This is a genomic window from Micromonospora sp. NPDC005171, from assembly GCF_040608575.1.
Classification (GTDB): domain Bacteria; phylum Actinomycetota; class Actinomycetes; order Mycobacteriales; family Micromonosporaceae; genus Micromonospora.
The window spans coordinates 44,203-67,717 of record NZ_JBEXIM010000016.1 but is presented as its reverse complement, the minus strand read 5'-3'; the positions used below and the strand labels follow the sequence as shown (position 1 = coordinate 67,717).

The 23,515-nt window shown below is 70.6% G+C and carries 20 protein-coding genes; 13 read left to right on the top strand and 7 right to left on the bottom strand.

What is annotated here, in order from left to right; all coding sequences use genetic code 11:
• Nucleotides 1-30: 30 nt before the first annotated feature.
• Nucleotides 31-903 (bottom strand): LLM class F420-dependent oxidoreductase, encoded by an 873-nt coding sequence (locus tag ABZU74_RS20155; protein ID WP_355425899.1) that lies wholly within the window; start codon nucleotides 901-903, stop codon nucleotides 31-33.
• Nucleotides 904-1,051: 148 nt separating this feature from the next.
• On the opposite strand from ABZU74_RS20155, the gene ABZU74_RS20150 reads away from it, so the two are divergent.
• From ABZU74_RS20150 to ABZU74_RS20140, 3 genes are read left to right on the top strand one after another with little or no spacing between them, the layout of a single operon-like run.
• Nucleotides 1,052-2,203 carry an acyltransferase gene (locus ABZU74_RS20150; RefSeq protein ID WP_355425896.1) on the top strand — a complete coding sequence of 384 codons (1,152 nt, stop codon included), beginning with the start codon at nucleotides 1,052-1,054 and terminating at the stop codon, nucleotides 2,201-2,203.
• A complete protein-coding gene (alr, locus tag ABZU74_RS20145) occupies nucleotides 2,200-3,342 on the top strand; it encodes an alanine racemase (RefSeq protein WP_355425893.1) in 1,143 nt (380 codons plus the stop codon). The genes ABZU74_RS20150 and alr overlap by 4 nt, the downstream gene beginning before the upstream one ends.
• Nucleotides 3,339-4,361 (top strand): D-alanine--D-alanine ligase family protein, encoded by a 1,023-nt coding sequence (locus tag ABZU74_RS20140; protein WP_355425890.1) that lies wholly within the window; start codon nucleotides 3,339-3,341, stop codon nucleotides 4,359-4,361. Before alr ends, ABZU74_RS20140 begins: the two co-directional genes overlap by 4 nt.
• A 19-nt stretch (nucleotides 4,362-4,380) precedes the next feature.
• Here the strand turns inward: ABZU74_RS20140 and ABZU74_RS20135 are convergent, their stop codons facing one another.
• From ABZU74_RS20135 to ABZU74_RS20120, 4 genes are read right to left on the bottom strand one after another with little or no spacing between them, the layout of a single operon-like run.
• Nucleotides 4,381-4,890: a hypothetical protein gene (locus ABZU74_RS20135; protein WP_355425887.1), complete on the bottom strand. Its 510-nt coding sequence runs from the start codon at nucleotides 4,888-4,890 to the stop codon at nucleotides 4,381-4,383.
• A complete protein-coding gene (locus ABZU74_RS20130; RefSeq protein ID WP_355425884.1) occupies nucleotides 4,887-6,344 on the bottom strand; it encodes an ATP-binding protein in 1,458 nt (485 codons plus the stop codon). Before ABZU74_RS20130 ends, ABZU74_RS20135 begins: the two co-directional genes overlap by 4 nt.
• On the bottom strand, nucleotides 6,341-7,033 hold the full coding sequence (locus ABZU74_RS20125) for a response regulator transcription factor (RefSeq protein WP_355425881.1): 693 nt from the start codon (nucleotides 7,031-7,033) through the stop codon (nucleotides 6,341-6,343). Before ABZU74_RS20125 ends, ABZU74_RS20130 begins: the two co-directional genes overlap by 4 nt.
• Nucleotides 7,034-7,049: 16 nt before the next feature.
• A complete protein-coding gene (locus ABZU74_RS20120; protein ID WP_355425878.1) occupies nucleotides 7,050-8,027 on the bottom strand; it encodes a phosphatase PAP2 family protein in 978 nt (325 codons plus the stop codon).
• A 268-nt stretch (nucleotides 8,028-8,295) separates the two neighbouring features.
• Between ABZU74_RS20120 and ABZU74_RS20115 the strand changes: the two genes are divergently transcribed.
• The gene (locus tag ABZU74_RS20115) at nucleotides 8,296-8,796 is read left to right on the top strand and encodes a winged helix-turn-helix domain-containing protein (protein ID WP_355425875.1); all 501 of its coding nucleotides are present in this window, start codon (nucleotides 8,296-8,298) and stop codon (nucleotides 8,794-8,796) included.
• Between the two features lie 72 nt (nucleotides 8,797-8,868).
• Here the strand turns inward: ABZU74_RS20115 and ABZU74_RS20110 are convergent, their stop codons facing one another.
• Nucleotides 8,869-13,251 carry a S8 family serine peptidase gene (locus ABZU74_RS20110; protein WP_355425873.1) on the bottom strand — a complete coding sequence of 1,461 codons (4,383 nt, stop codon included), beginning with the start codon at nucleotides 13,249-13,251 and terminating at the stop codon, nucleotides 8,869-8,871.
• Nucleotides 13,252-13,533: 282 nt separating this feature from the next.
• Between ABZU74_RS20110 and ABZU74_RS20105 the strand changes: the two genes are divergently transcribed.
• Nucleotides 13,534-14,058: a winged helix-turn-helix domain-containing protein gene (locus ABZU74_RS20105; RefSeq protein WP_355425870.1), complete on the top strand. Its 525-nt coding sequence runs from the start codon at nucleotides 13,534-13,536 to the stop codon at nucleotides 14,056-14,058.
• A 28-nt stretch (nucleotides 14,059-14,086) separates the two neighbouring features.
• Here ABZU74_RS20105 and ABZU74_RS20100 read toward each other — a convergent pair whose 3' ends face one another.
• Nucleotides 14,087-14,977 (bottom strand): diiron oxygenase, encoded by an 891-nt coding sequence (locus ABZU74_RS20100; RefSeq protein ID WP_355425867.1) that lies wholly within the window; start codon nucleotides 14,975-14,977, stop codon nucleotides 14,087-14,089.
• A 48-nt stretch (nucleotides 14,978-15,025) separates the two neighbouring features.
• Here ABZU74_RS20100 and ABZU74_RS20095 point away from each other — a divergent pair, with 48 nt between their 5' ends.
• The 8 genes from ABZU74_RS20095 (at nucleotide 15,026) to ABZU74_RS20060 (ending at nucleotide 23,444) form a co-directional block, all read left to right on the top strand.
• Nucleotides 15,026-15,745, top strand: coding sequence for a TetR/AcrR family transcriptional regulator (locus ABZU74_RS20095; protein WP_355425864.1), 720 nt, complete (start codon nucleotides 15,026-15,028; stop codon nucleotides 15,743-15,745).
• Complete coding sequence (locus tag ABZU74_RS20090; RefSeq protein ID WP_355425861.1) at nucleotides 15,742-16,041, top strand: DUF4873 domain-containing protein; 300 nt, start codon at nucleotides 15,742-15,744, stop codon at nucleotides 16,039-16,041. The genes ABZU74_RS20095 and ABZU74_RS20090 overlap by 4 nt, the downstream gene beginning before the upstream one ends.
• Complete coding sequence (locus ABZU74_RS20085; RefSeq protein ID WP_355425858.1) at nucleotides 16,042-17,535, top strand: NAD(P)/FAD-dependent oxidoreductase; 1,494 nt, start codon at nucleotides 16,042-16,044, stop codon at nucleotides 17,533-17,535.
• Nucleotides 17,525-18,397 carry an SDR family oxidoreductase gene (locus ABZU74_RS20080; RefSeq protein WP_355425855.1) on the top strand — a complete coding sequence of 291 codons (873 nt, stop codon included), beginning with the start codon at nucleotides 17,525-17,527 and terminating at the stop codon, nucleotides 18,395-18,397. Before ABZU74_RS20085 ends, ABZU74_RS20080 begins: the two co-directional genes overlap by 11 nt.
• Nucleotides 18,394-19,221, top strand: coding sequence for an alpha/beta fold hydrolase (locus tag ABZU74_RS20075; protein ID WP_355425852.1), 828 nt, complete (start codon nucleotides 18,394-18,396; stop codon nucleotides 19,219-19,221). Before ABZU74_RS20080 ends, ABZU74_RS20075 begins: the two co-directional genes overlap by 4 nt.
• 75 nt (nucleotides 19,222-19,296) lie before the next feature.
• A complete protein-coding gene (locus ABZU74_RS20070; protein WP_355425849.1) occupies nucleotides 19,297-19,917 on the top strand; it encodes a TetR family transcriptional regulator in 621 nt (206 codons plus the stop codon).
• 73 nt (nucleotides 19,918-19,990) lie between these two features.
• Nucleotides 19,991-21,571 carry an MDR family MFS transporter gene (locus tag ABZU74_RS20065; RefSeq protein WP_355425846.1) on the top strand — a complete coding sequence of 527 codons (1,581 nt, stop codon included), beginning with the start codon at nucleotides 19,991-19,993 and terminating at the stop codon, nucleotides 21,569-21,571.
• A gap of 313 nt (nucleotides 21,572-21,884) precedes the next feature.
• The gene (locus ABZU74_RS20060) at nucleotides 21,885-23,444 is read left to right on the top strand and encodes an OFA family MFS transporter (protein ID WP_355426043.1); all 1,560 of its coding nucleotides are present in this window, start codon (nucleotides 21,885-21,887) and stop codon (nucleotides 23,442-23,444) included.
• Nucleotides 23,445-23,515: the final 71 nt, after the last annotated feature.

The following is a 23,515-nucleotide window of genomic DNA, read 5'->3' as shown; positions in this document are numbered from 1 at the left end:
AGAGTTGGCGCCCGCAGCGTCGTAGCGGAATCAGCCGATGTCGGCCAACCGGGGCAGCACCTCGTCGCCGAGCCGCTGGGCGAACTCCACCGGGTGCCGATCCGGCGTCACCTGCACCTCGCTCACCCCGAGCGCGGCGTACTCGGACACCTCGGCGAGAAACGCGTCGGTGTCGTCCAGCGGCGCCTGCGAGGCGACCACCGTCTTCTCGATGGTGTCGTAGTCGCGGCCCTCGGCGGCGCAGTGCCCGCGCAGCACATCCAGCTTGCGCGCGACGTCGTCGGTGCCGCCACGGCCAAACAGGTTGCAGGCGTCGGCGTACCGGGCCACGAGCAGCAGGGTCTTCTTCTCGCCCCCACCACCGATCATGATGGGCGGGTGCGGGCGGCTCAACGGCTGCGGCGAGTTGATGGTCTCGGCGAGCTGGTAGTGCTTCCCGTTGAACGGGCCGTCGTCGGCACTCCACATCTGACGGCAGATGCGCAGCGTCTCCTCCAACCGCTCGAACCGTTCGGCCACCGGCACGACCGGCACGCCCAGCCCGAGCTGCTCCCGCTCGTACCAGGAGGCACCGATCCCGAGTCGGGCCCGGCCGCCGGACAGCACGTCGAGGGTCGTCACGGTCTTGGCGAGCAACCCCGGGTAGCGGTACATCACACCGGTGACCAGCACGCCCAGCGTCATCCGCTGAGTCGTCGCAGCGACGTAGCCCAGCGTGGTGTACGCCTCCAGCATCGGCTCCTCGGCCGCGAACACCGCGTCCATCTGGAAGAAGTGGTCCATCACCGTGAACGACGCGACGCCGGCCTGCTCGGCGGTGGCCGCCGTCTGGGCCAGGGTCGGTGCGATCGCAGCCGGATCGGCCGGGGTCGAGTAGTTCCAGTAGTGCAGCCCGAGCTTCATGTTCGGCACCTCCGCAACGAGCCTAGTGCCCCCGGCGTCCGCCGGGGGCGGCTCGGAGCTGCCCACGAACCAGGTCCGGCGGCGTCCATTACCGGATCATGACAATTCGCGGATCACGTGCGGATATCCGGCTGGCAGTTTTCGGTGGGTGATCCAACAGCTGACCGAGTCCCGGCCCGCCGAACTCGAGCCCGACGCGACGCACGTCCGGTTCCGCCACCGCCAACGGACCGGACCCGCCCCTGCCTCCGCGCCCGCAGCCGGAGCACACCGGGCGCAGTGGGCCGATGCCGCGAAGGGCGTCTGCATCATCCTCGTCGTGCTGTGGCACGTCGTCGTGAAGGACTACCTCCAGATCGACTGGCACGTCGGCGCACCGGTGCCGGGCTTCTGGGGAACGCTGGGTGAGCAGTTCCTTCCGCTGCGGATGCCGCTGTTCTTCACCATCTCGGGCGTCTTCGCGGCGAACGCCGCCCAGCGGCCGTGGCGGGTCGTCGCCCGCAGCCGGATCGCCGGGTTCCTCTACCTGTACGTGGTCTGGCTGCTGATCCACACCGTGGTCCTCGCCGCCGCGCCGGAACTGCCGACCGACCGCGCCACCTCGGCCCTCGGCCTGCTGGAGCAGCTCACCGTCACGCCGTCCAACCTCTGGTACCTGTACGCGCTGGCGCTGTACTTCACGATCGCCAAGGCGACCCGTCGTCTGCCCCGGGCGCTGGTCCTGGCCCCCGCCGCCGCGCTCTCCGCCGTCACCGCCGCCGGCCTGCTCGACACGCCGGGCAACCGCGCCGGTCTCTACCAGAACCTGGTCTTCTTCCTCGTCGGCCTGCACCTTCGGGCGCAGATCCAGCAGTGGGCCGGCACCGCCAGCCGCCGCCGGCTGTTGCTGACCTCGGGCGCCTATGTGCTGGCGCTCGCCGCGATGGCGATGACCGGTGCCCAGCAGTGGTTCGGGGTATGGACGATGGTCTCCGGGGTGGCAGTGATCTTCGGCATAACCGCCGCTGCCCGGCTGGCCCGGTGGTCGGCGCTCAGCAAACCGCTGGCTAAGCTCGGCCGCATCACGCTGCCGATCTACGTCATGCACATGCCGGTCCTGGCCCTGCTGCACCGGCTGTTGCTCGTACCGGTTTCCGGGCTGACTGGGTCTGCTCAGGGCCTGATCGTGCTCGGTTATCCGATTCTGCTGAGCGGGCTGGTGATCGGCCTGAGCCTGGCCGTCCACCGCGGGCTGCTGGCGGTTCGCGCGGGCTGGCTGTTCGCGCTCCCCGGCCAGCGCCGGGTGGAGGTGGCCGGATGAACGCCCTCGCCGAAGCCCTGGTCGACCTGGACGCGATCGCCACAAACGTGCGGACGATCGCGTCGGTCACCGGCACCGGGCTGATGGCCGTGGTGAAGGCCGACGGGTTCGGCCACGGCGCGGTGCAGGTGGCCCGGGCCGCGCTGCGTGCCGGTGCCGCCTGGCTGGGGGTGACCTCGGCGGCCGAGGCGCTGACCCTCCGCGCGGCGGGTGTGACAGCGCCCACGTTGAGCTGGCTGCACGGCCCGAATGACGACTTCGGTATGTTGATCAAGGATGGCGTCGACGTCGGCGTGTCCACGACGACGCATCTGCACGCCGTCGCCGACGCGGCCCGTCTGTTCGGCGTACCGGCGATGGTGCAGCTCAAGGCGGATACCGGGTTGTCCCGCAACGGGGCCGCCGGGGACGACTGGCCCGAGTTGGTCGGTTGGGCCCGCAAGTACGAACGGGAGGGCGGGATCCGGGTGCGCGGGGTGTGGTCCCACCTCGCCGACGCCGATGTGCCGGGCGCCCCGGCGCTCAACCGGCAGGTGGCGATCTTCGAGGAGGCGCTGCGGACCGCGCGGTCGGCTGGTCTGGACCCCGACCTCGTCCACCTGGCCAACTCGGCGGCTGCGCTCTCCGCACCACGGACCCGCTTCGACCTCTGCCGGATCGGGATCGCCCTCTACGGCGTGGACCCGTTCGGCGCGAGCGGTCCGGGCGAGTTCGGGCTGCACGCCGCGATGACAGTGCGGACGAGCGTCGTCAACGTCAAGCGGGTGCCGGCCGGCACGGGCGTCTCCTACGGGCCGGAGCACGTGACCGGCGCACCGACCACGCTGGCGCTGCTGCCACTCGGCTACGCCGACGGGCTGCCCCGGGCTGCGGGTGGCCACGCCTCGGTGTGGCTCGCCGGTCGGCGATGCCCGATCGTCGGGCGCATCGCCATGGACCAGTGCGTGGTCGACGCCGGGGATCTTCCCGTGGCGATCGGCGACCCGGTCGTGGTGTTCGGCCCCGGCGAGGGTGACCAGAGCCCGCCGACGGTCGTCGAGTGGGCCCGTTGGGCCGACACCAACCCGCACGAGATCTTGACCGGCATCGGGGCCCGGGTGGCCCGCGAGCACCTCCACGGAAGGGCACCGAATTCATGACAACCCGACTGGCAGTGCTGTACGGCGGGCAGAGCGGCGAGCACGAGGTGTCCTGCCGCTCGGCGGCGAGCATCCTCGCCCACCTGGACCGTGAGCGGTACCAGGTGACCGAGGTGCTCATCGACCGTGACGGCGGGTGGCATGTCGACGGCCGACCGACGCCTCTGCCTGCGGCGTTGCGTGTCCTGCGCGCCCAGGATGTGGTGTTCCCGGCCCTGCACGGCCCGTACGGCGAGGACGGCACCGTGTCGTCGCTGCTGGAATGGCTCGGTGTGCCGTACGTCGGCAACGGCGTGTTCGCCAGCGCCGCCGGCATGGACAAGGGGGTCACCAAGCGGCTCCTCGCGGCGGAGGGCCTGCGGGTCAGCCCGGGGGTGACACTGCGCGCCGGCGAGGACCTGTCGCCCGAGGACCAGCGTCGGCTGGAGCTGCCGGTCTTCGTGAAGCCGGCCCGGGCCGGGTCGAGCCTGGGCGTCGTCAAGGTGAACGACTGGGCGGGGGTTCCCGCCGCGCTGGAGCAGGCCCGCCAGGTCGACCCGAAGGTGCTCATCGAGCAGGGTGCGCGGGGGCGCGAGATCGACGTGGCCGTCCTCCAACACCCGGACGGCCGGGTGCAGGCCGGTCCGCCGCTGGAGATCCGGGTGACCGGCGCCGGCTTCTTCGACTACGACGCGAAGTACGACGGCGGGGCGATCTTCCAGATTCCCGCCCCGCTCGACGCGACGACCACCGAGGTGCTGCAGGACCGCGCGATCCGCGCCTTCCAGGCCCTCGACTGCCGCGGGCTGCTGCGGGTCGACTTCTTCCTGCCCACCGAGGGGTCGTCGGAGCCCATCGTCAACGAGGTCAACACCTTCCCCGGTTTCACCGCCGCGTCACAGTTCCCGCAGATCTGGCAGCAGGCCGGCATCGGGTTCGCCGCCCTGATCGACATCCTGATCGCGGGCGCGCTGGCCGACCAGGACCACGGCCAGCACAGCGGGTTGCCCCGGCAGGCCCGAGCGGTCGACCTGGTGTGAGGCGGTGGTCGGTGCCCGGTCACCTGGCGGGACAGCGGCGGGCTGGTTGGGCACCGTCGGACCCGACGATGGTGACCGGGGCCGAACTTCCCACCAGGCCATTCTGGGCGGCGGCGTCGGCCACTGTGCAGATGATCTGGTCGCTCGCCGTTGGCGCCAACGCCCGCGCCGTCCCGGTGATTCGCACCGTGAGGGCACCGATTTGACCGGCCCCGGGCGTCACCTCGACGACCGGGGTCAACCCGGTTGGCACGTCGCTGGTCAGGCCCTGGCTGCGTTCGTTCTGCTGCGGGCCGGCGGCGAGCAGGGCAAGCGCCTCGCTCGGTGAGGCACCTGCGTTGACGCTGCGGAGGACCAGCACGAGTTCGCCCTGCGCGACCAGGTAGAGCCCGACGCCCTGCCCCGGGCCGCTGACAGCGGGACGACCGGTGATGACGGCGCTGGGGCGTACCCCACAACCCGCTGTCAGCAGCGTGCCGAGCAGCAGTCCGCCGGCGAGCAGCCGGCGGCCGGTCCGCCGGCCGGTCACCGGGCACCTCCGGCGTCCGTCGTCTCGCGGGGCAGCCGGAGCGTGAAGACCGCGCCGCCGCCCGGGCCGTTGCCGGCGACGAGAGTCCCCCGTCGCTCGCCGTGGCGGTGCAGCCGCGCGTTCTCCCAGGAGATGGCGAGGCCGAGGCCGCTGCCCTCGGAGCGGGTTCGCGCGGTGTCGGCCTTGTAGAAGCGGTCGAAGACGTGTGGCAACACCTCCGGGTCCAGTCCCGGCCCCTGGTCGGCCACCTCGATGGTGACCCAGTCCGGGTCGGCGCTCAGGCGTACGGACACCGGCTCGGCACCGTGCCGGAAGGCGTTGCCGACCAGGTTGGCGACGATGACGTCCAGCCGGCGGGGATCGAGCCGGGCCACCACTGCGGGCGGCAGGTCCGCGCGTACCCGGTCGGCCCAGCCGCGGATCCGCAGAGTCGCGGTCACCGCCGCGGCCACGTCCACGTCGTCGAGGGCGAGCCGTGCCGTACCGGAGTCGAACCTGCTGATCTCGATCAGGTCGTTGACCAGTTGGGTGAGGTTCTGCGTCTCCTGGCTGACCAGCCGGGCGGCCCGGCCCGCGTCCCCGGGCAGGTGTTCGGCCTCCTCGTCGAGCACGTCGGTGACCGCCGTCATGGCGGCCAGCGGCGTACGGAGTTCGTGCGAGACGTCGGCCACGAAGCGGCGGGCATCGGATTCCATCCGCCGCAGCTCACCGACCTGCCGCTCCAGCGTGCCGGCGGTGTCGTTGAAGGTCCGCGCCACGTCGGCCAGCTCGTCGACCCCCCGGACCGTCAGCCGGGTGGTCAGGTCGCCCTCACCGAGGCGGCGGGCCGCCCGGCCCAGTTCGCGGACGGGTCGCAGGACGCCGCGGGCGGACAGCAACGCCAGCAGGACGGCGAGGAGCAGGGACAACCCGCCGGTCCGCCACGCCCTGGTGGCGAGCCGGTCGATGCTCTGCTGCTCGGGCACGAGATTGCGCACCGAGTAGACCTCCAGCCCGGACGGTCGGGACGCGCCGTCGGGTCGGTCGAGCCTCAGTTGGGTGCCGATGAGCAGCCACGGCTGCCCGTCCAGCGAGACGCGCTGCCAGGCGATGTGGCCGTCGCCGACCTCCTGCCGCAGCTCGGGGGTGAGCGGGGCGGGGGTCGGAGAGCCCTGTGCCCGCATGTCCCGGTAGACGACGACAGCGAACCCCTCGCGGTCGGAGAGTCGCTGGGCCAACAGGTTCAGCTCGTCCTGGGTCGGCGGAAGCTGGGCGATCGGATAGACCTTCGTGAGCTGGTCGGTCAGTGACGTCACCGCGGCGTCCTGCGCCTGTTGGAGGATGACGGTCCGGGCCTGGAAGTAGCTGCCGCTGGCCACGACTGCCGTGGTGGTGACCCCCAGCAACCCGAACGCCAGGAGCAGCCGGACCCGTAGGCCGGAGACCTGGGCGGCGACCGAGCGCCAGAACGTCACAGTGGCCCGAACCGGTATCCGAAACCACGCACGGTCTGGATGAAGACCGGCGCCGACGAATCGGCCTCGATCTTGGCGCGTACCCGCTGGACGCACGCGTCGACGAGTCGCGAGTCACCGAGATACCCGTGCTCCCACACGGCCTCCAGCAGCTGCTGGCGGCTGAGCACCTGACCCGGCGTGTGCGAGAGTTCGAGCAGCAGCCGCAGCTCCGTCGGGGCGAGGCTGACCGGCGCCCCGTCCTTGCTGACCACCAGCGCGGCCCGGTCGATGGTCAACGCGCCGTGTTGCTCCAGGCCGGCCCGGTCACCGCCGCGCCGCGACTCGCCACCGGTCCGTCGCAGCACCGCGCGGATGCGCGCCTCGAGGACCCGGGCCTGCACGGGCTTGACCACGTAGTCGTCCGCGCCGGCCTCCAGGCCGGCCACCACGTCCATGTCGTCGTTGCGGGCCGTGAGCATGATGATCGGCAGGTCACCGAGCTGCCGAATCCGGCGGCAGACCTCGAACCCGTCCATCCCGGGCAGCATGAGATCGAGGACCACGACGTCGGACTGGGCCGTGCGCAGCCGCTCCAACCCCTGCTCACCGGTCTCCACGGCATGCACTGTGTGGCCCTGTCGGGTCAGCGCCAACTGCAGTCCGTCGCGCACCGTCTGGTGGTCTTCGATCAACAGCACCTGGGACATGTCGTCAAGTATCCCATCATGAGTTGTTTCGGGTTTCCGTCGACGGCGGCGGCTGCTCAAGGCTCCTCGAGGGAACCGGCACCGCGAAATCCGACGACCGCACCAGGAACACCACAGCGCCCACCAGGAACATCGTCGACGCGGCCGCGGCCACGATGGCGATCAGCACGCCGCGCTGCACCGACGCCGCCAGACCGGGCACGACCACCACCAGCGCCCAGACCAGCACGACCAGCCCGGCCGCCGTCTCGGTCAGCCTGCGCCAGAGGCTGCCACCGTCCGAACCGCCGGCCGCGTCGCGATCGCCGGGCCAGGCCGCCAACGCGGCCGCGGCCAGGCAGAACAGGGTCACCCCCAGGAGTACGCCACCGAGCACGTCGCTGAACCGGTGCCAGCCCGCGATCATCGTGGCGGAGCCGATCACCGAGACCCCCGCCGCGCCCGGCACCGCCAGCCACCGTCGGCCCCACCCGGGCAGGACCAGCATGAACGCCAGCAGCAGGGCGGTCGCCGCCGCGACATGGCCACTGGGGAAGCTGTTGTGGGTGGTGGAGCTTCCGATCTGCAGATCCGGGCGAGGCAGCGCCGACTTCACCGCTCCGGCCACCAGCACCGCGCAGACGACAATGCCCACGCCGACGACCCCGGCCACCAGCCGTCGGCGGAGCACACCCACCAGCAGCACCACGCCGAGCAGGGCCGCGAGCAGGGCCGGGTCGCCGAAGGTGGCCAGCACGCTCCTGGCCGGGCCCACCAGTACGGTCTGCTGTTCGTACCCTCCGCCCCGCTCGGCGCGCGGCACGAGCACCCCGTCCAGCCACTGCCCGGGGTACGTCCGCACGAAGACGGCGGCGGTGAGTGCCAGGGCGACCAGACCGCACAGCGCCGCAGCGAGCAGTCGGAGCCCCATCGGCACCGCCGCGCGGGCGTGGGGCAGCGGTCGCGCCGGGCCGGGCGTCGGCCGCCCGACGGAGTACGACGATCCGATGGACATGGCGACAATGCTCGCCCCGGCAGGTCCGTACCCCGTACTCGAATTGTCTTGGTTCTGTCACAACCACCCCGACCGCTTCCGGAAAGCGGATCGTCGGCGGTGGGCCAGGGCGGCCGGGACGGCGCGGCGGGATTCACATGCTTCCATGCAACTATGTTTTACCCAGCCGAGATCAGCCACCACTAGGGTCAGGACGCCGATCGATGTCTCGGCCGGCGGTGCGAAAAATCCATCCGGAGTGAGTTGGGGAACCGGAAGGTGTTGGCAAATGCAGGAAATTCCAGTCGCCAGCCTGGTCATCGGCATCGCCTCCTCGCCGGCCGAGCGGCGACAGCTGGCCCGGCTGCTCGGCGGCAGTGATGCCTTCCTGATCGTCTCGACCGTCGACCAGGCACGAGAGTTCCTCGGGGTGGTCGAGGCGCCTCCCGCCCCGGCTCCCCCGACCAGGGCGGCGCTCGCCGAGGTGGCGCCGAGCCCACCGCCACCGGACCTGGCCGTCGACTCCGACCGCCGGGTGCTGCGCTGGCGCGACCAGGAGATCGACCTGACCCGATTGGAACACGACGTGCTGCTCTGCCTGGTGCACGCGCCCGGTCAGGTCTGGACCTACGAGCGTCTGCACCTTGAGGTCTGGGGCAACCGGCACCTCGGCCGGGGCTCGGACATGCACTCGGTGGTCCGCCGGGTGCGCGGCAAGCTCGCCCGGCTCAACGCCGCGGCGACGATCCACTCGGTGCGCGGCGTCGGCTTCCGGCTCGCCCCCGTCTGATCCCCCGGACGCGGTCCGGCCCGCCTGGTCGAGGACCAGGCGGGCCGGACTATTTCGGCTAGTGCTCAGGCGTCAGCACCTGATGGGCGCCAGGCCGAAGTTCTCCACCGTCGGAGTGGCGGTGTCGATCCTCGTCTGACGGGTCTGCGGCTTCCAGCCGTCCTTGGCCACGATCATCGTGAGCGGGTTGTTACGGCGGTCCACCCAGTAGGCGTACTTGCCCTCGGCATCGGTGGCGAAGGTGTACGACGCCGCCCACGAGTCGACCTGCACGACCGCGCCGGTCAGCGGCGAGGTCGCACCCTGGCAGCTGGTGCCGGTGACCGTACCCATGAGCTTGCCCCAGGTCTTCGGGGGGTTCGCGGTCATGGTCACCGCCACCGGCGGCACCGAGTACGGGGTGTTCTCGGAGATCGCCACCGCGCCGGAGTAGGTGCCCGGCTGGTCCACGTTCGCCGTCAGACCGACGGTGACAGTGACCTTCGCACCCGGTGCGAGGGTGACCGCCGACTTGTCGATGGTCATCCAGCTGACGTCGGCCGCCGACTCGGAGCATCCCTCGAAGCCCGGGAGCACCTCGCTGTCCGGAGCCGCGTTGAAGCTGCCGGACGAGCCACCGATCTTGTAGAAGCCGCAGGCCGCGCCGCCGCGGTAGCGCGCGGTGTTGGCGTTCGGCAGGTTGGACCACGAACCGGTGGCCGGGTCGAAGGCGAAGCCGGCGTTGCTGATGGCCCCACCCTGCGAACCACCGACGACGAGGAGCTTGCCACTGGCGACGGCGTACGAGCTGGCCCAGTTGTCGGCCGGCGCGTCGGCGATGGCGGTCCACGTGTTGGCACCCGGGTCGAAGGCGTAGCTGGACTTCTGCGCGGCGGAACCGTCGTTGCCGCCGGTGCAGTAGACGACGCCGTCGATCCCGCCGCAGGAGGCGAAGGCCACCGACTTCGGGTAGTTGGCCATCGTCTCCCAGGTGTCACTGGTCGGGTCGTACCGGACGACGCTGTTCGACATCGGCAGGCAGGCCGCCGTCGTGCAGCCGCCGACCGCGTACAGCTTGCCGTCGACGACGGCCTGACCGGCCGCAGCCCGCGGCGCCGGGTTGTCGGCCAGCTCGGTCCAGGTGTTGGCTCCCGGGTCGTACGACCAGGTGGCGGAGTCCGGGCCGGCGTCGGCCCAACCACCCGTGACAATGATCTTGCCGTTCACCACGCCAGCGGTCACTGCGTTGCGCGCGCCGGGAAGGTCGGCGACAGCCGTCCAGGTCTGCGCGGCCGGGTCGTAGGCGTAGTTCTTGGTGGTGGAGGCCTCACCGTCGCCGCCACCGAGCGAGTACACCTTGCCGTCCAGGTTCACCACCCGGTTGTCCATGATCGTGGCCGGGTAGTTGGCGATGTCGGTCCACGGCGCCGCCTGCGGGCCGACCGCCGCGGCAGCGGCCTTGGCCTCCTTGCCGGACGCCTTGGCGGCGAACGACGTCGGTACAGTGAGCCGCTGCTCCGGCGCGCCGCCGGACCCGAGCACCTGCTGCCGGGTGACAGTGGAGCCGTCCGCCCGCAGCAACTCGAATCCGTTGTCCCGCTCACCGAACTTGACCTCGACCGGCGCGCCGCCGGTGTTGGTCACCGTGAACGACTTGCTGGTCTTGCCGCCGGGCATCTGGAGCGTCGCGCTCAGCTGCGTCGGAGTCACCGACAGTCGACCGGCCGCCAGTTGGAAGTTCGCCGTGGTCGCCCAGTCGGCCTCGACGTCGACAGTCTTGGTCTGGCTGACGTAGTTGCCGGCGGTCGCCGTGAACGGGTGCTCGCCGGTGAGCGACGAGTACATCCAGTAGAAGCCGTCGGCCAGCCCCGGGTCGTCCGGGGTCGCCACGGTGACGGCCTTCTCGGCGGGCCGGTCCTTGCTGGTGACGGTCGCGCCGTTGACGTAGCTGTCGTCGTTCTTGTCGCGGACGTTGCCGACGACCAGACCGCCGTCGAGCGGCACGCACGTGACCTGGCTGCCGATCAGGACGTTGTCGACCTCCCACCACCACTCGTACGAGGCGTCGTAGTAGTGGAACCGGACCTGCACCTGCGCCTTACCGGCCGCCTGGGGGATCGGGATCTCGGTCAGCTTCGGTCCCCGGACGTCGGTCTCCTGCCGGAGCACGTTGGTCCAGGTGGCACCGCCGTCGATGCTCAGGTCGACGTCGGCGGTGTCGTCGTTGAGCTGGTTGAAGTCCTGGTTGAACCGGATGACCGGGGCCGTGACGCTGGTCAGGTCGACCACCGGGCTGACCAGTGAGGTGTCCTGGCTGGTGCCCGCTCCGTAGGCGTCGCTGTCGACCATCGCGAAGTTGCCGGTGCCGCCGGTCAGGTTGCCCCGGTCGCCGTCGTCGGTGAACTTCCAGACCTGACCGCTGCCCGCGTTGTCGACGACGGTCCAGCCGGCCGGCGTGGTCGTGGCGTCGAAGGTCTCGTACTCACCGTCGGAGCCTGTCGTGTATCCGGGCGCGGTGGTGCAGACGCTGCTGTCCACCGGCACGGCGACGTTGGCGGTGGCGTTGCCCGAGCCGACCACGACCTCCTTGGTGACGGTCTGGTAGCCCGGGTACTGCGACTCGTACTTCAGGGTGTACGTCTGCCCGGCCGGCAGCTTGATGCTGTAGCGGCCGTTCGACGGGGTGGTGTAGTCGTAGACACCTGACACCCCCGTCACTGTCACCTTCGCGTACAACGGCCAGCCGTGACCGGAGCCGTCGGTGACCGCTCCGGTGACGTTGACACTCGGCACCGCCGTGAGGGCGACGTTGAGCGTCGTGGTGGCGCCCTTGGCAACGGTTGCCGTCCTGGTGGTGCTGCCGTAGCCGAACGCCGCGACGGCGACCTGGTAGTCGCCGGTGGGGAGTTGGGTCGAGAACGTGCCGTCCGCGCCGGTGGTCAGCTCACGCGCGGACGGGCCGGTGAGCGTCACCGTCGCGCCGGCGATCGGGGCGCCGGAGGTCGCGTCGGTGACGGTGCCGGCCAGCGTGCCGATGTCGCCGGTGGGGGCGGCGTTGAGCAGCGCGAGGGCGTCGAGTCGGCCTTCGCCGTAGACGTTGTTGTCCGCGGCGGTGCCACCGCACTGGTCGTCGGCCTTGTCGATCGCGGCGCCGTTGAGCAGCGCGCGGGTCGCGTTGACGTCGCCGACCAGCGACGGTGCCGCCGAGTACAGCAGCGCGATCGCGCCCGCGAGGTGCGGTGCGGCCATCGAGGTGCCGCTGATGCTGCCGTAGGCGTTGCCCGGGATGCTCGACCGGACGTTCACGCCCGGTGCCGAGATGTTGGGCTTGATCTCGCCGTTCTGACCGGCGCCGCGGGAGGAGAAGCCGGCGATGTTGTTGTTGACGTCGTACGCGCCGGTCGAGTAGTTGCTGACGAGGCTGCCCGGCGAGCCACTGGTCTGGCAGGCCGGCCCGCTGTTGCCGTTGGACCAGGTGCCGAAGATCCCGGACGCGGTCCAGGCGTCCGTCACGTCCTCCATGAACGGCTCGTTGGACGGGTCCCGGGTGCCCCACGAGTTGTTGATGATGTTCGGTCGCTTGCTCGCGTCCGCGTTCTGACCGTTGAGGTCCAGCGGCTCGAGCATCCACTGACCGGATTCGACAAGAGCGGCGTCACTGGGGCAGCAACCGTTCGCCGCGATCCATTTGACCCCGGGGGCGACACCGATCTGGTTCGCGCCGTCGGAGCCGGCCATGGTGCCCATCGTGTGCGTACCGTGGCCGTCGCCGTCGCAGGGGGCGGTCGCGCAGGCTCCGGTGGCGTTTGCGGCGTTGAACCAGTTGTAGTTGTGGTCGAACGTTCCGTCGCCGTTGTTGCCGCGGTAGGAGTTCACCAGCGCCGGGTGGTTGAACTGCACCCCGGTGTCGATGTTCGCGATGGTGATGCCCTCGCCCTTGACGCCGTACTGGGACCAGACGTCGTCGGCGTTGATGTTGGCGATGCCCCACTCCAGGGCGTTCACGGTCTTCTCGTCGGTGCCCTTGGTCGTCTCCGGCACCTTGTACGCGACGGGCGCGTAGAGGCCCTCGACCTCCGAGTGCCCGGCGAACTTCTGGGCCATCGCCAGCGAACCGCTGTTCACCTTGATGGCGTTGGTGGCCCAGAAGGTCTGGTACTTGGTGCCCGAGCTGTCGAGGTCGGCCCGAATCTTGCCCTGGCTCGCCGCGGCGGTCTGGCGCAGCGCGTCCGCCACCGCGGTCCCCCGCTTCGACCAGTCCTTGATGGCGCTGGCCTTGCTCAGGTCCGCCCGGTCCTTGAACCGGATCCAGAAGTCCCCTTCACTCTTGGCCTGGAGCTGTTTGGCGAGTTCCGGTCGGATCTTCTCCCCGGTCGGCGCGCCCGCCCCCATCGCGCCACCCGGCGCGGCCTGCGCGCCCGAGCCGATGGTGGCCAAGCATGTCGCGGCGAGGATCGTCGCCGCACCGGCGCTCACCAGTGATCTGGCTGCGCGCCGCCATTGTGGACGTCTGAACATAGGTGCTGCCTCCCTCAGAACGACCCAGGGTGTAAATGGGCCATGGTGGACCTCCCCATGCACCGCGCGGGTCACGCCGGTTGCCCGAGTGGACACTATGATCGAGAAGAACGGACGATCAAGAACTTGCCGTGAGCAACTTGTCGCTAAGAGTTGCCCTGGCTTGCGGCGCGCTTGCCAATCATTGTCAGGACCGTGACGAGAGTTGGGCAGGGATGCCCATCGATCCCGGGTGGTGCGGTGGCCGAGGACGAGGCAACGGTGAACAGGGGTGGTCCGGCCGACGAGCCGTTCCCACTGCTGATCGCGGTGACCCCGTCGCCGGCCGAGCGCATCCGGCTCGCGGAGCTTCTCGACGGCATCGCACCGCTGCTGCTGGTCGCCGACCTCGACGAGCTGCGCCGGCTGATCGCCGCTCCGCAGCAGGTCGCCGCCGCGTCCGAACCGGCGTCGGTCGCCGCCCTGGTGATCGACTCAGCCCGCTCCAGCGCCCGCTGCGGAGAACGTGAGATCGACCTCACCCGCCTGGAACACGACCTGCTGACCTGCCTGATCACCGAGCCGGCCCGGGTCTGGAGCTACGCCGAGCTACACCGCTCGGTCTGGGGTGACGAGGGGCGCGAGCGCAAGGCGGACGTGCAGTCGCTGGTGAAGCGGCTGCGCCGCAAGCTGCACGACCTGGGCACCGGCGCCACCATCGATGTCGTCCGCGGGGTGGGGCTACGGCTGACCGATCACCGGCAGGCGCGGGTCGAGCGGGCCTGACAGCGTCGCCTGAACTGAGCGACAAGGGTCAGATGAGCCCGGCTCGGGCCCACAGCAGACGCCCCGGCCCAGCCACCAGGCCAACGCCCGCCAGGTTGTCGTGCACCCGCGCCGCCGACCAGCGCAGGGTGGCACGCCAGTGCGGGTTGGCGCGGGCGGCGGCACGACCGGCCGCCGGTGCAATGCCCACCGCCGCGTACACGTCGGGATGGACCAGGCGGTTGGCGATCGTGTAGGCGGCGCGACCCACCAACAGTCGGGCGTACGCCATGCCCACCGGGCCGGTGGCCGCGACCGCGGCGGCCAGTTCCTCGCGGGCGAACCGGACGTGTCGCGCCTCCTCCACGACGTGGATGCGGGAGACCATCCGGATGAGCGGCTGGAGCGACTCGTCCCCCATGATCTCGCGCTGGAACGCGTCGAGGATCTCCTCCGCGATGAGGATCGCCGCGTACATGCGAGGGCCGCTGGCAGTGGCCTTGAGAAAGCGCCCGAGGTGGTGGTCGATGCTGCTCGCGCGGTACACCGGACAACCCGTCGCCTCGATCAGCCGGCCGAACATGATGGAGTGCCGACACTCGTCGGCGACTTCGGTCAACGCGTACTGGGCCTGCCGGCTGGTCGGGTCCGCACGGTAGTACTCGCGGATCAGCATCTGCATGAGGATCGTCTCGAACCACAGCCCGGCGCTGGCCGCGCTGGCCACCTCGTGCTTGGTGAGCTCGACGCGCTGCTCCTCGCTGAGCTGCTCCCACAGCGGCGTGCCGTAGAGGCTGCTGCGCTGTGGCGGGAGCCAGTAGGCGCCGGGGGTGTGCGGGGCGTCCCAGTCGATCTCGACGGTGGGGTCGTAGCTGGTGCGCACTGAGGACGTGAGTAGTCGCTCGGCGACCGCCGCGCGCCCGGTTTCCGCCGCCTTCATGACTCCTCCATATTGACGTGACGACCGGTAACTGTTACGAGTAGTAGCATGCAATCGCCGCTCACCGATGTCAATGCGCCCGACCCGACCCCCGCCGGCGACCCGAAGGCGAAGGGCAACGGCCGCCGAGACCGCTGGGCAGACCATCGTGAGCAACGACGGCAGGAGTTGGTCGGGGCCGCCGTGCAGGCGCTGCTCCGGCACGGCCCGGACGTCGACATGGAACAGGTCGCCGCCACGGCGGGCGTCAGCAAACCGGTCCTGTACCGCTACTTCGCCGACAAGTCGCAGCTCTGGGTCGCGGTGAGCGAGGTGGTGGCGGCCCGGGTGGTCGACGCCATCGCGCCGGCTATCGAGCAGGTCCGCGAGGAACGCGACCTGGTCGAGGCGACGATCGACGCGTACCTCGGGGTGATCGAGTCACAGCCCGCGCTCTATCGGTTCCTGATGCGGCAGTCAGGTCAACCCGGCATCCACCAGGTGGTCGCCGGCACCAGCCGGCAGGTCGCCGCCGGGCTGGCCCGGGTGATCGGTGACCGGCTACGGGCGCTGGGCCTGGACGCCGGCCCGGCGGAGCCGTGGGCGTACGGACTGGTGGGCTTCGTGCAGGCGGTCGGCGACTGGTGGACCACGCACGGTCAGCCGATCAGCCGGGCCGCCCTCACCGACTACCTGACCACGCTGCTGTGGAGCGGCATCGAGGGGGTACGCGCCAGCGCGGACCTGCCGCCCGAGCTCACCCGCGCCCACGAGCGGATCGTGCCGTGAGCTACCACGGCCCGGCGGGCGTCGAGGGCACCTCGGTCCGGGTGCACCTCAGCGGACGATGGGAGCCGGTCGACGGCCGCTTCCACTGGGGTGGGCGGATCGAGCCCGAGCCACGGGTGGTCCACCTGCTGCGCTCCGGCCGGCGCGACGTCGAGGTGCGTATCGCCGACCGTGTCCGGCCCGCCCGACTGGCCGAGGTCGATCCGTGGGGCGGCGTCCGCATCACCGGCGTGGGCGACGCGCCCTGGCCGCCCGAGGCGGACCCGGCTGCCGCGCCCGAGCTCACGGAGGAGTGAATGGAGACAGACGTTGCCATCATCGGCGCCGGCTTCGGTGGCCTGGGCGCCGCCATCCGCCTACGGCAGGCCGGCTTCACCGACTTTCTCGTCTTCGACCGGGGTGACGACGTCGGCGGCACCTGGCGTGACAACAGTTACCCCGGCTGCGCCTGCGACGTCCCGTCGCACCTCTACTCGTTCTCCTTCGCCCCCAACCCCCGCTGGTCGAACACCTTCTCCAGTCAGCCGGAGATCTGGGACTACCTGCGTGGCTGCGTCGACCGCTTCGGCATCCGCCCGAGCTTGCGCCTGCGCCACGAGGTCCACGAGGCGAGGTGGGACGACAACCGTCAACGGTGGCTGCTGCGCACCTCCGGCGGCGACCACACCGCCCGGGTCCTGATCTGTGCGGCCGGCCCGCTCAGCGACCCGGCCATCCCCGACCTGCCCGGAATCGACGAGTTCGCCGGCACCGTGTTCCACTCCGCGCGGTGGCGGCACGACCACGACCTCGCCGGCCGGCGCGTCGGGGTGATCGGCACCGGCGCCTCGGCCGTCCAGTTCGTGCCACAGATCCAGCCGACGGTCGAGAAGCTGACGCTCTTCCAGCGCACCCCCGCCTGGATCATGCCGAGGATGTCGCGCCGGATCAGCGGGGTCGAACAGGCCGCGTTCCGCACCGTGCCGGGGGCGCAGCGGGCCGCCCGGGCAGGGCTCTATCTGGTACGCGAGAGCATGGGCCTGGGTTTCCTGCACCCGGCGGTCAACCGCCTCGCCTCGCACCTGTCCCTGCGGACGCTGCGCCGGCAGGTCACCGACCCGCACCTGCGGGACAAACTCACCCCCCGCTACGCGATGGGTTGCAAGCGGGTGCTGATCTCCAACGACTACTGGCCGTCGCTCACCCGACCGAACGTGGACGTGGTCACCGAGGGCATCGCTCGGATCGTGCCGGATGGCCTGGTCACCACCGACGGCGTCCACCACCCGGCGGACACGATCATCCTCGGGACCGGATTCCACGTCACCGACTCCCCCGTCGTACGGCGCATCCACGGTCGGGACGGGCGCAGCCTGGGCGACGCGTGGACCCCCAGCATGCACGCGTACCGGGGCACGACCATCGCCGGCTTCCCCAACCTGTTCTTCCTGCTCGGCCCGAACACCGGGCTCGGGCACACCTCCGTGGTGCTGATGATCGAGGCGCAGCTGCAGCTGGTGCTCGCGACCCTGCGTCACATGCGGACCAGGGGCATCCAGGCCATCGAGCCCATCGCGCAGGCGCAACGACGCTGGACCGAGCGGATCGACCAGAAGATGGCAGGCACGGTCTGGCAGACCGGGTGTTCGAGCTGGTACCTCGACGCCACCGGCCGGAACACCACCATCTGGCCGGGCTTCGCCACCAGCTTCCGCATGCGGCTGCGGCGGTTCCGCCCGGCCGACTACCAGATCGCCTCGACCGGCGGCACCCCCAACGAACCGGAACGGGAGCACGCCGATGCGGTATGACCTGGCGGGCAAAGTCCTGCTCATCACCGGCGCGGCGCGCGGCATCGGTGCCCAACTGGCCCGCGAGGCCGTCGCCCGCGGGGCCCGGGTCGCCCTCGTCGGTCTGGAAGGCGAGCTGCTCAAGCAGCTCAGCGCCGACCTCGACGCGCACTGGTACGAGTGTGACGTCACCGACCAGGCCGCGTTGGACGCCGCGGTGACCTCCACTGTGGATCGCTTCGGTGGCATCGACGTCGTCGTGGCCAACGCTGGCATCGCGAACCTCGGCACCGTCGCCGTCGGGCCCGTCGACGCGCTGGTCCGTACCGTCGAGGTGAACCTCTGCGGCGCGATCCGCACTGTCAGCGCGGCGCTGCCTCACGTCACCGCCGCCCGTGGCCACGTCCTGATCGTCTCGTCAGCTGCCGCTTTCACGGCGATGCCCGGCATGGCCGCCTACTGCGCGTCCAAGGCGGGTGTGGAGCAGTTCGCCAACGTGCTGCGCCTGGAGACCCGCCCGCGCGGCGTCACCGTCGGCACGGCCCATCCGATCTGGATCGACACCGACCTGGTCCGCGACATCCGTGCCGACCTGCCGTCGTTCCGCACCACGCTGCGCCGGTTGCCGTGGCCGCTGTCCACAGTCGTACCCGTCGAGCAGTGCGTCGAGGCTCTGCTGCGCGGCATCGAGCGCCGCAAGCGCAAGGTGTACGTGCCGCGGTCGCTCGCCATGGTGCAGGCGCTGCGGCCGGTGGTGCTCAGCGGCCTCTCGGACGCGTTGATCACCCGGTTCGGGGGCCGGACCATGGTCGGCCAGATGGAGGACGAGGTACGCCAGCTGGGGCGTTCCTTCGGCAGGACGTCGGTGGGAGGGCAGTCATGAGCATTCATTTCCGACGTGCGGGCAGCGGAGAGCCCCTCGTGCTCATCCACGGGATCGGTCACCGCCATCAGGCGTGGGAGCCGGTGTTCGACCGGCTCGCCGCCCACCACGAGGTGATCGCACTCGACCTGCCCGGGTTCGGGAACTCTCCGGTGCCCGGCACCGGCATGCCCGCCGACATGGCCGCCACCGTGGCCGGGGTCCTGCCCGCCCTGACCGAGTGGGGCCTGGAGCGTCCGCACGTCGCCGGCTACAGCCTCGGCGGGGCGATCGCCCTGGAGCTCGCCGCCACCGGGGCTGTCGCCTCGGCCACCGCCCTCTCCCCCGCCGGCTTCTTCACCCCGGCGGAGCGCCGGCGGGCACTGGCCATCCTCCGGTTGCTGCGGGCCAACTCGTACCTGCCCACCCCGATCATGCGGGTCGCGCTGCGCTCGGCGTACCTACGGGCGTTGTGCTTCGCACCGCTGATGGCCCGCCCCACGCTGCTCGATGTCGAGCGCGCGCTGGGCGACGCGCTCGCCCTGCGACGCGGTCTCGGCTTCAACGCCGTGGCCCGGGCTGCTCGCGACTATCGCTTCGACTGCCTTCGGCTGTCCGACGCGACGGTGCCGGTGACCATCGGCTGGGGGGACTGCGACCGGATCTTCGGCGTCCATCAGGCCGAGCGCGCCCGCACGGGCCTACCGGCGGCACGTGTGGTGACGCTGCCCCGTTGCGGGCACGTGCCGATGAGCGACGACCCGGACCTGGTGGCCGCGCTCATCCTGGAGACCACGGGCGCCGTGCCCCGCACCGAACGACCGGATTCGCCGGTTTCCGCCTGACGACTCGGGTCAGGAAAATCACTTCACACTCTAAAAACTTGCAGGCTGTGCAAGTTCGCTCCTAATCTCACCCGCGTGACCACCACCGACCACGCTGCGCCCGGGCGTCGCGACCGCAAGAAGGCGCAGACGCGGGCGGCGCTGACCGCCGCCGCGCTGCGGCTGGTCGCCGAACGCGGCCTGGAGCACGTGACGGTGGAGGAGATCAGCGAGGCCGCGGACGTCTCCTCGCGAACCTTCTTCAACTACTTCACTTGCAAGGACGAGGCGCTCACCGACGATCCGGCGCTCGACGGCAACCCGGTCGTGGCACGCCTGGCAGCCGTCCCGGCACAGGTGTCAGCGTTACAGGCCGTGCGGGTCGCCCTCGACGAGTCGATCGACGCGATCCAGGCCGACCGGGAGTTGTGGCGGCTGCGACTGGCTGTCATCGCCCAGAACCCCGCGCTGCTGCCCCGACTGGTGGCCGGTAACAGCGCGACCGAGCAGGCCATGATCGCGGTCGTCGCCACCCGCCTCGGCGTCGGCCTCGACCACGGCCACCCGCCGCTGGTCATCGCTGTCGCCGGCGCCGCGTTCCGCACCGCGATGCTGCGCTGGGCGGCCGGCGACGACGCCCGGCCCCTGCACGACCTCGTCGACGAGGCGTTCGCCGCGATCGCCGCCGGCCTGCCGGATCCGCCGTCCCTTTCCTGACCCGCCAGCCTCTGCCCCGCCGCACCAGCTCCGGGGCCAGCCACTCCGCCAGAAACCCGACAAGGGAGCGTCAATGACCACCACCGTCCCGCCCGCCGACACCGCCGACGTCGGCACGCGCATGTCGCGTCGGGAGGTTCTCCAGGCCCTTTCCGGCCTGATGGTCGGCATGTTCGTGTCCATCCTCGCCTCCACGGTGGTGGCGAACGCGCTGCCGCGGATCATCGCGGATCTGAACGGCAGCCAGACCGTCTACACCTGGATCGTCACCAGCGAACTGCTCGCCATGACGGCGACGGTGCCGCTGTGGGGCAAGATGGCCGACCTGTACAGCAAGAAGCTGCTGATCCAGTTGTCGCTGGGACTGTTCGTTGTGGGTTCACTCATCGCGGGCTTTACACCCAACGTCGAGGTTCTGCTGCTCAGCCGGGTCGTCCAGGGCATCGGCGCCGGCGGCATGACGGCGCTGGCCACGATCGTGATGGCGGCGATGATCCCGCCGCGTGAGCTGGGCCGCTACGCCGGCATCTTCGGGGCGGTCTTCGGTGTGGGCACCATCGCCGGTCCGCTGATCGGCGGCCTGCTCGTCGACACGTCGTGGCTGGGCTGGCGCTGGTGCTTCCTGATCGGCGTCCCGTTCAGCGTCATCTCCATCGCCCTGCTCCAGCGCACCCTGCACCTGCCGGTCGTCCGCCGCAAGGCGAAGATCGACTGGCTGGGCGCCCTGCTCATCACCTCGGGCGTCTCCACGCTGCTGATCTGGTCGTCCCTGGCCGGCAACAAGTTCGACTGGGCCTCCGGCTGGACGGCCCTGATGGTCATCGGCGGTCTGGTTCTGCTGGCGCTGGCCGTGGTCGTCGAGTCCCGGGCGGCGGAGCCGATCGTCCCGCTGGGCATCTTCCGCAACCGCACGGTCTCCCTGGCCACGGTCGCCAGCGTGCTCGTCGGTGTCGCGATGTTCGGCGGCACCGTCTTCCTGTCCCAGTACTTCCAGATCTCGCTGGGCAAGTCCCCCACCGTCGCGGGCCTGATGAGCCTTCCGATGATCTTCGGTCTGCTGGTCTCGTCGACGGTGGCCGGCCAGCTCATCACGAAGTACGGCCGTTGGAAGGCGTACCTGGTGGCCGGCGCCGCGGTGATGACCGTCGGGATGCTGCTGCTGGGCACCATCGACGCCGACACCAGCGTCGTCGTGCTGTCGATCTACATGGCCGTGCTCGGCGTCGGCGTCGGCATGCTCATGCAGAACCTCGTGCTCGCCGCGCAGAACGACGTGCCGGCAAACGAGCTTGGTGCCACCACCTCCGTGCTGACGTTCTTCCGCAGCATGGGCGGCGCGATCGGAGTCAGCGCCCTCGGCGCGGTCCTGGCAAGTCGGGTGACCTCGTTGACGACCGACCGGCTCGGCCCGGCGGCGACCGCCGGCGGTAGCTCCGCCGAGGTGCCCGACCTGTCCACCCTGCCCGAGCCGGTGCTACGCATCGTGCAGGACGTGTACGGCATCGCCACAGCGGATCTCTTCCTGGTCGGCGCGCCGATCGCGCTGCTCGCGCTGATCGTCGTGCTGTTCATCAAGGAGAAGCCGCTGCACACCCTCAGCGGGGACGAACGACGCGCCCAGGAGGAGGCGGCGGCAAAGGTCGCGATTCACTGAGCTGACACGTCAGCACAACGGGGGCGGGCCGCTGGGCCCGCCCCCGTTCTGTGCCCGTACGGCGGGGGCAGCCGCCCCTGGGAGCTGGCCATCGGCCCTCCGCCGCCGACGCGGCGACGTCCCCGTGCCCGCGTTTCCTGGTAACCACATGACGTGAACCGGCTGACACGTAACGTGAGGTAGAGCCGATGATCGGCTGACGCCAGACGTGCGCCGAGGCCGCCACCGCGGCGGCGCCCCTCGGCCAACTGCCGGGTCGGACAGCTCGGCAACGTCGCGGCCTACTCAGCCGCAGGAGGTGTGGACGATGCCCATGCTGTCGGTCTTCGACCCCCGGCACACGGTCGCTCCCCCGGGATACAGCCGCTGGCTGATCCCGACCGCGGCACTGGCGGTGCACGTGTGCATCGGCCAGGTCTACGCGACGAGTGTCTACAAAAACTCCCTCATCGCGCACTTCGACACCAGCCAGACGGCGATCGGGGCGATCTTCAGTATCGCCATCGTCATGCTGGGTTCGTCCGCTGCGGTGGGTGGCCGCTGGGTGGAGCGGAACGGACCGCGCCGGGCGATGTTCGTCTCCGCCTGCTTCTGGGCCGTCGGGTTCCTGGTCGGCGCGCTCGGCATCGCGACCCAACAACTCTGGCTCCTCTACCTCGGATACGGCGTCATCGGTGGCATCGGGCTCGGCATCGGCTACATCTCGCCCGTCTCCACGCTGATCAAGTGGTTCCCGGACCGCCCCGGCCTCGCCACCGGCCTGGCCATCATGGGTTTCGGCGGCGGCGCCCTGATCGCCGGTCCGCTCGCGCGCCAACTGCTCTCCCTCTACGACTCCGGCTACAACCCCAACAACCCGGCCGCCGTCGCGTCGGGACACGCCCTCGTGGCGCTCTTCGTCACGTTCGGCCTCGGCTATTTCGTGATCATGATGTTCGGCCCGTTCAACGTCCGGGTTCCGGCGCCGGACTGGCGGCCCGCCGGGTTCGACCCCGCGACCGTCGCCGCCAAACCTCTCGTGACAACGGCGAGCGTGTCCGCGTCGAACGCGGTGCGTACCCGGTCGTTCTGGTTGCTGTGGATCGTGTTGTTCTGCAACGTCACAGCGGGCATCGGCATCCTGGAGCAGGCCAGCCCGATGATCCAGGACTTCTTCCGGGACAACGGGACGGCCACCACTGTCTCGGTGTCGGCGGCGGCCGGCTTCGTGGGAGTGCTGTCGCTGTTCAACATGGCCGGGCGGTTCGTCTGGTCGACGACGTCCGACCTCATCGGCCGCAAGCCCATCTACATGGTCTACCTCGGCGTCGGCATGGTGCTCTACGTGCTGCTCGCCGTGGCCGGCCACTCCGCGACCGCGGTCTTCGTGCTGATCGCCGCCGCGATCATCTCCTTCTACGGCGGTGGCTTCGCCACCATGCCCGCCTACCTGCGGGACCTGTTCGGCACCTTCCAGGTCGGGGCCATCCACGGCCGGATCCTGACCGCCTGGTCGGCCGCCGGCATCGCCGGCCCGCTGATCGTCAACAGGATCCTCGACACCCAGGGCAAGCCCGGAACCCTGACCGCGGCGGCGTACCGGCCCGCACTGTTCACAATGGTCGGCATCCTCGCCATCGGTTTCATAGCGAACCTGCTGGTCCGTTCGGTGCCCGAGCGGTTCCACGAACCGAACCGAGGGCCGACCTCGCCCGTGGCGAAGGCAACGATCACCGAGCCGGTCGCTCTCGGGCGGGACAGCCAGCCGCCCGCGCCGCCGCGCGTCGGTAGCCAGACCGGGCGGCTCTGGTTGTCGTGGCTGCTGGTCGCGGTGCTCCTCGGGTACGGCATCGTGCAGACCGCCATCACCGCCGCGAAGCTGTTCACCGGCTGACGCGTCCCGCCAGCGGAGGCCCGTAGTGGCCAGACCGCATGCATCGCAGCGGAAGGCGCCCCTCGAAAGGG